This is a genomic window from Nostoc sp. FACHB-888 (assembly GCF_014696655.1).
Lineage (GTDB): Bacteria > Cyanobacteriota > Cyanobacteriia > Cyanobacteriales > Nostocaceae > Nostoc.
The window spans coordinates 1-6,142 of sequence record NZ_JACJQM010000221.1; the positions used below are offsets into that span (position 1 = coordinate 1).

The 6,142-nt window shown below is 42.9% G+C and carries 7 protein-coding genes; 4 read left to right on the plus strand and 3 right to left on the minus strand.

The window, feature by feature from the left end:
- Positions 1-99: 99 nt before the first annotated feature.
- Together H6G26_RS37180 and H6G26_RS37185 are read right to left on the minus strand one after the other, a co-directional pair.
- Positions 100-378, minus strand: a complete 279-nt coding sequence (locus H6G26_RS37180) for a hypothetical protein (RefSeq protein ID WP_242054228.1) — start codon at positions 376-378, stop codon at positions 100-102.
- A 222-nt stretch (positions 379-600) separates the two neighbouring features.
- Entirely contained in the window at positions 601-948 is a 348-nt protein-coding gene (locus tag H6G26_RS37185) for a DNA polymerase IV (protein WP_190736561.1), read from the minus strand.
- Between the two features lie 252 nt (positions 949-1,200).
- On the opposite strand from H6G26_RS37185, the gene H6G26_RS37190 reads away from it, so the two are divergent.
- The gene (locus H6G26_RS37190; protein WP_190736563.1) at positions 1,201-1,806 is read left to right on the plus strand and encodes a DUF1392 family protein; all 606 of its coding nucleotides are present in this window, start codon (positions 1,201-1,203) and stop codon (positions 1,804-1,806) included.
- 18 nt (positions 1,807-1,824) lie between these two features.
- The gene (locus tag H6G26_RS37195; RefSeq protein WP_242054229.1) at positions 1,825-2,181 is read left to right on the plus strand and encodes a hypothetical protein; all 357 of its coding nucleotides are present in this window, start codon (positions 1,825-1,827) and stop codon (positions 2,179-2,181) included.
- Positions 2,182-2,421: 240 nt separating this feature from the next.
- On the opposite strand, the gene H6G26_RS37200 is transcribed toward H6G26_RS37195, so the two are convergent.
- The gene (locus H6G26_RS37200; protein WP_190736565.1) at positions 2,422-3,066 is read right to left on the minus strand and encodes a TetR family transcriptional regulator; all 645 of its coding nucleotides are present in this window, start codon (positions 3,064-3,066) and stop codon (positions 2,422-2,424) included.
- Between the two features lie 129 nt (positions 3,067-3,195).
- On the opposite strand from H6G26_RS37200, the gene H6G26_RS37205 reads away from it, so the two are divergent.
- Both H6G26_RS37205 and H6G26_RS37210 read left to right on the plus strand, forming a co-directional pair.
- On the plus strand, positions 3,196-4,326 hold the full coding sequence (locus tag H6G26_RS37205) for an FAD-dependent monooxygenase (protein ID WP_190736567.1): 1,131 nt from the start codon (positions 3,196-3,198) through the stop codon (positions 4,324-4,326).
- 508 nt (positions 4,327-4,834) lie between these two features.
- The gene (locus H6G26_RS37210) at positions 4,835-5,386 is read left to right on the plus strand and encodes a GNAT family N-acetyltransferase (RefSeq protein ID WP_190736569.1); all 552 of its coding nucleotides are present in this window, start codon (positions 4,835-4,837) and stop codon (positions 5,384-5,386) included.
- Positions 5,387-6,142: the final 756 nt, after the last annotated feature.

A 6,142-nucleotide genomic window follows, 5' to 3' on the forward strand; every position in this document is an offset into this window, starting at 1 on the left:
GTGAATTGCAAAATCTTTGAGTTTGATACCCAGAGGAGCAAGGCTAGCTGTCTCTGTAATCCAAGCAGAACCTAAGAAAAAGATTACCTCCTGCTCTGCCTAATACATCATTTGACCCTTAAGCTGCATTCCATTGGGGAGAAACTCTAATATGAAAAGAGCGCGGGATTGTTTATTAATAGCATCAAAATCAATTGGATTTTTGGGACGATTAATCCCAAAATTCTGGTTTATTAATTGACCAATTAGTGTTTCAGGACTAATACGCTCTAAAACATCACCAGCTTGTACAATTTCCAGATTACGGTTAAACGCAAAGTGAAAAGGAAAAGCTTTCATCAGCAATTCTGCTGAGAGAGGTAAGTAAGGAGGTGCCATGCTGCTGCACTCAATTTGGTTTATAGATCAATAAAAAAGGTAAAACTTAGGGCAACTAGTATATATTATACTGATATACTAGAGAATACTTGCTACCGTATTATTATTTATACAGGTTCTTAAAGCGTCAGAAGGTTCCAAGGCTTATTAGCATTAATTTTCTCACTTTCCAATCTCAACCTATTTCATTCGCATTAGGCATTAATCAAATAAGGGTATCGGTCAAGCCATAGTAGAAGCGTAAGTGATATTTTGCCTATTCTCAGTAACATCCAGGTATGCTTCATCTAGCGCAACCCCTTCCACCAAATCAGTGTAGCGTTTGAATATAGCATGGATTGAAGTAGAAATCTCTCGGTAGACATCGAATCTCGGTCTAACGAATATCAGCCCAGGGCATTTTGCAAAAGCTGTTACGGATTGCATCGCGGAGTGAATACCAAACTTACGAGCTTCATAATTGGCACCTGCAACGGTCACGCCTCCTTGATTCGGACTGCCACCGACGACTAACGGTTTGCTGGGCGTAGCTAGGATTGTCCCTCTGTTCCACCGATGCGTAGAAGGCATCCATGTCTACGTGAATTATCTTTCTCACTTGGAAGCAGAGTGAAGCATTAGAAAATTAGGCTAACTAGTGCTTAGTAAAATATTAGATTACCAGCATTATAGTACATTAGCACTACTTGGTTCAAATACCATATCTGCATTATTACCCAACGAAACTGTTACGGCGTGGCCTATTATCGGCTATTCCGTACCTCTCAGTTTTGCAACTCAATTATTCATGTCGGCACAAAGTATTTTGAAAAGAGCAAAACTATGACTAATCTTGTCCAAAACTTAGAACAGTGCTGCTACATCTCCCCACCTTGGGGTCAACGAATCCCGCCGTTGCTAGTAAGTTTGCTTGAACGGGTGTACGTCAAGAGAGTCAAAGCATTTGGTTACTGCTGCGGTGTCGAATGGTCGCTGCAAGGCTGGAAATACGAAATCAATACTTGCAATGACAATATTACTGTTTGGGGTAGTGAACTTATTGGTACAGGTAATTTGCGTTCGCCCTTGGCGTTGGCGCAGCCATCGCTGCCCCAAGAAAAACCCGTTTTTCGCCTGGGTGAGTTGGTCGAGTTTCGATTGTCACTAGATGGGCCACCGATCCGCATAGTCCAAGGTATTCAACTGATTAACGATTGCTGGTTGTACAGCATCGAATGGATCTCCCCTACTATATCGGAAAAGGGTGACGCATCTGGCGAAGAGAAAATGGGGCAGGCTTCGTACCCAACCGATCCTCCATCTACGCAGACAAGCACCCCCAAAAAGCCTGCCCCATTTTCTAAGCCGTTCCCCCGTGACGAGGTTTTTACCTCAGCAGATTCCATCGCGCGGGTGAGTGATTACGATTTGGAAAGGGTGCGGTTATGACGGTGTACACCTCTTCCTATGGTGGCTCTCATCCGAGGCGAGGCTGTTTCAATTTCCTTGTACCCTCACCTTGGCTGGAAAGGCAAGCACCTTCCACTGTTTGCCCCAACTCCAGAACTCCTGAAGTGGTGGAAAGCATCAGATCAGGATACCGAAGCTGAAAAAAGCAGTACGAGCGTCGGTTTCTGCTGGTTCTTCACTCTTCGGCAGCAGTTGATTGAGCTTTGGGTACGGAAACAGCAGCAAGCCAGCGCAGATATTACCTTGTTGTGTTCCCTTAAAAACCAGGGATTTTTGCCACAAGTATACCGTCGGGCGGGAGGCGATCAGGCGATGGCTACCAGAATTGTGGGGTGGGGAAGTTCCAACAGCTAATCAAATGTCCACAATTGGCTCACAAAATTATTCTAGACTTACACAATTAAGTAATGATATCGGTTAGGCCGATACCTTAACTACTACTGATATACTCGTTAAAAATATTACACTTATAGTGCTACTGAGTCAACCATGTTACAACTCAACAGTAATAAAGGTGCAGTTGCACAAGAGCTGCCTCAACGATTTCTCCTTTTCTTAGTGCCATTCGGGACAGACCGTATTGTTCTGCCACTGTCAGGATTGTCGCACACCAGCCAAGATTAGCGCGATTGCTTCCTGGGCGTGCTGTTCCAGCATTGCCTTACTCAAAAGCCGCTTACCCTGGGGAAACTGTTGAATATTTCCCACACCAATGAAATAAAACAAACAAGTTCCCATAATATTAATTGCGGACTGAAACGGATCAAGTTGACGAAACACTCCGGTAGCCACACCTTGTTCTAGAATCTGGACTAAGGTTGTATCAATATTTACAGAACTACTGCGTTTGTAATACTTTCCTTGGTTTTGCACAGCTTCATAAAACATGATAGTCGGGAGTTTTGGATTACGCGATACACAATCGAGCAATGCTTTGAGGAATTTTTTTAATGCGATTTCAGGGGATAGATGCTCCAACTCTAATTTATCAACCGTTTCTAAAAGATCGGCGTGCGATTGTTCTAATACTGCTTGATATAAACCTTCTTTATCTTTGAAGTAGTAATAAATCATCGATTTTGAAACCTCCGTTTTGGCTGCGATCGCTTCCGTTCTTGTACCCCTAAAGCCATGTTGGGCAAACTCTTCTTCCGCTACTGCCAAAATCACAGATTGAGTCGTCTGTGCATCTCGAACTGGCTTGGCATTCTTTACTTTTTCAGCTTTTGTATGCGCCACAGTTGTTACATCAAAGGACTTATGAATTACTATACCTCTTACCAACTGAACAGTCAGTTGACAAGAACGTATAAAACCTGTTTGATGAAAATTAACTAACTGACAAGTCTGTCGATAAATTGAGAAATTATGAAAAAAGTAATCATCATCGGTGGTGGAATTGGCGGTGCTGCAACTGCACTCGCCTTGAGTCGTGCTGGTTTTAAGCCTGTGGTATACGAGCGAACCAAAGAACTGCGAGAAGTCGGTGCTGGGATTGCACTTTGGGCAAACGCAACCCATATCTTAAAGAACTTAGGCTTATTGTCAGAAGCAATGCAGATTGGTTATCTGACCACAAACTATCAATTCAATTCACAATCTGGCAAGAAGTTAGTGAACATCGCGGTCGATGGGTTTGATTTGCCCGTTATCGGAATTCATCGTGCTGAATTACATCAGCTGTTGTGGCGTAATCTACCCAATGAAAAATTTATTCTAGGAGAAACCTTTGAGCGATTTGAGCGCCATAATAATCAGGTTCATGCCTATTTTGCTTCCGGTTTGAGCGTTGAAGGGGAGGCGCTGATTGGTGCAGATGGGCTGCGATCGCGGGTACGAGCGATCATTTTAGGGGATGAACCACCCATTTATCGCAACTTCAAGACTTGGCGAGGTTTGACTGATTATGTTCCCAATAGATACTGTCCTGGCTATATTCAGGAATTTTTAGGTTGTGGTAAAGGATTTGGCTTCATGATGCTGGGCAAAGGAAAAATGTATTGGTATGCCGCAGCCATTGCACCAGTTGCACAACCGGATGCTGTAGAGGGGCGTAAGAAAGAGCTTGAGAGAATGTATCAAGACTGGTTTCCAGCCATTCCTGAGTTGATTGCAGCCACTGACGAAGCCAATATTTTGACGACCCATCTCTATGATCGCCCCCCGACTCAACCTTGGAGTCAGCAGAATGTTACGCTACTGGGTGACGCTGCCCATCCGATGCTGCCAACAATGGGACAGGGAGCCTGCACTGCTTTGGAGGATGCGTCTGTCGTTGCAAAATGCTTGAAACAACAACCTGATCCGATTACTGCCTTTCAACGCTATGAATCGCTACGATTCCCCCGTATCAAGGCGATTGTCGAACAATCCTTGCAATCTGGCAAGATGGGCGAATTGAATAACCCTTTGGCGGTGGGACTTCGCAACACCTTTATGAAGGTAATGGGTTCAGCCATTAGCAATAGTTTCAAGTCGCTCCATGCTTACCGAGCCTAGCTACTCCCTGTGTGACTAGCAATAGAACCAAAATGTAGGTTAACGACTGATTCTTGTGATAATAAAATTTGTACTTTCTTCAATGCCTCATTATCACTATTTATTTAGGCTTTGAAACCATTGCCGTGCAAGGAAGTTGCCCAGCATTGGGTGCTAAAAAACAATAGTGCCTCTGAGCCAACTAGAAAACGAAATTCAACGTGATAAAAACAACTAGGGCTATTTCAGCCTAACTAAGCAGTTGCTCCGGATTTGGTTTCAAGAAAAGGTTACTGGGGTTGGTAAGCTAGTCGTTATTTATTTTTCCAGACTGATTCGCTTGTTGTAAGCGGCTCCAGCCCTAGCGTTATGCAACTTAAATGTTCGACAGCCTATCGGGGTTGGCGAGTGATTAAACGCTTTGTAGAAAGAATAAGTGAAAGCTCAATTACCATCTGTCATACTAATTATGTAGTATCGTGTAGCATAAAAGGTGCAGCTTACAGATATCTATTGCTATCTATCACTTATGAGCCAACAAACTTATTTCAAAGTCCCCTTTGTCTGGGAGGAGCCGAAACCGTTAATTGAAGTTCCGGCACGATTAGCTTTTAAGCGGGTTGAGGCGATGGGCGACAATTCATTAATCAGTGTTGTGGTGCGTGTCATGGCTTCATCAACCGATGCCAGTCATCAACAGAAAATTTCAGCAACTTCCCCGTATCAAGAGATTGAGAAATATCTCAATTCGGCCAAAGATGGCTTCTGGTATCAAGATGACTGGTGGCAGTTTGGAATTAATCAAAATGGCGACATTGTAGGGTTTGTGCTTCCAGTTGTTTTTACAGGATGCGCCAAGGATGGCAAAGAGGAAGGAACTATCTACGATATTGGCGTACTTCCAGAGTACCGAGGACAGGGTTTTGCAAACGATCTTTTGTCACAAGGAACACGTACATTACAAGAAGTAGGCGTTTTCAGAGTGTTTTGTGATACTTGGGTGGGTAACGAGCGGATGATTTCTGCCTTCAAGCGAGTTGGTTATCGACAGTATGGTGAACCTTATGAGCGTCCCATTTAAATCTGCTTTATTGTTCAAAATCCAAATTTTATCGAGTCGAAGTGATCGCAGAAAATTAGTCATTAAATCATTAAAGTTATAAGCTGATCGTCATTTAAATTGCACCATTTTCGTGAGAGGAAAAGCTGCAAACCCTCTCCATGCCTGCCCCCTACTTTATATATCATTCGTTTGCTATGTAGTACTCTTCAGCTAGAGTTTCGTACTTTATGCAAGAAGAACGAAAAACTTTTAAAGCTGCACTATACAACGATTAGACGCAATAAACCAAGCCCAATATGACACCCTTGGCTGAATGCGTGTTAACCAATGGTTATCAAAATTTGGTCAATAAACACAGCACCATCACCTCAAGGTGAGCAATCGTCGGTTGTGGAGGCGCGATTGTTACTTAGGCAGAGATGAGGGCAGGGGCGGCAATAGGGGAAGCTTGAGCTTTTTGCAATCGCAGATGTGGCGTACACCGCTCCTGGTTGCCGTAGGCATCAAAACTTCAGCGCAAGTCTACAATTCGTTTGTTGACAAGCTCAATCAAGTGTTAACAATTACTCAATTACATCTTTACTCATATCTTGCACCTGATAAAAACAATCAGTATTAACCAGGAATAAGAAAATAAAAGTAACATCTAAAAATGGAACTTATATTTTAAGTGTTAGTATAATAAACTACATTTAGTCTCGGAGTATACACAAATGATATATACAAAAACAGGAATAATGTCATCTGCATAGAGATATTTTTATATGTTCGTAA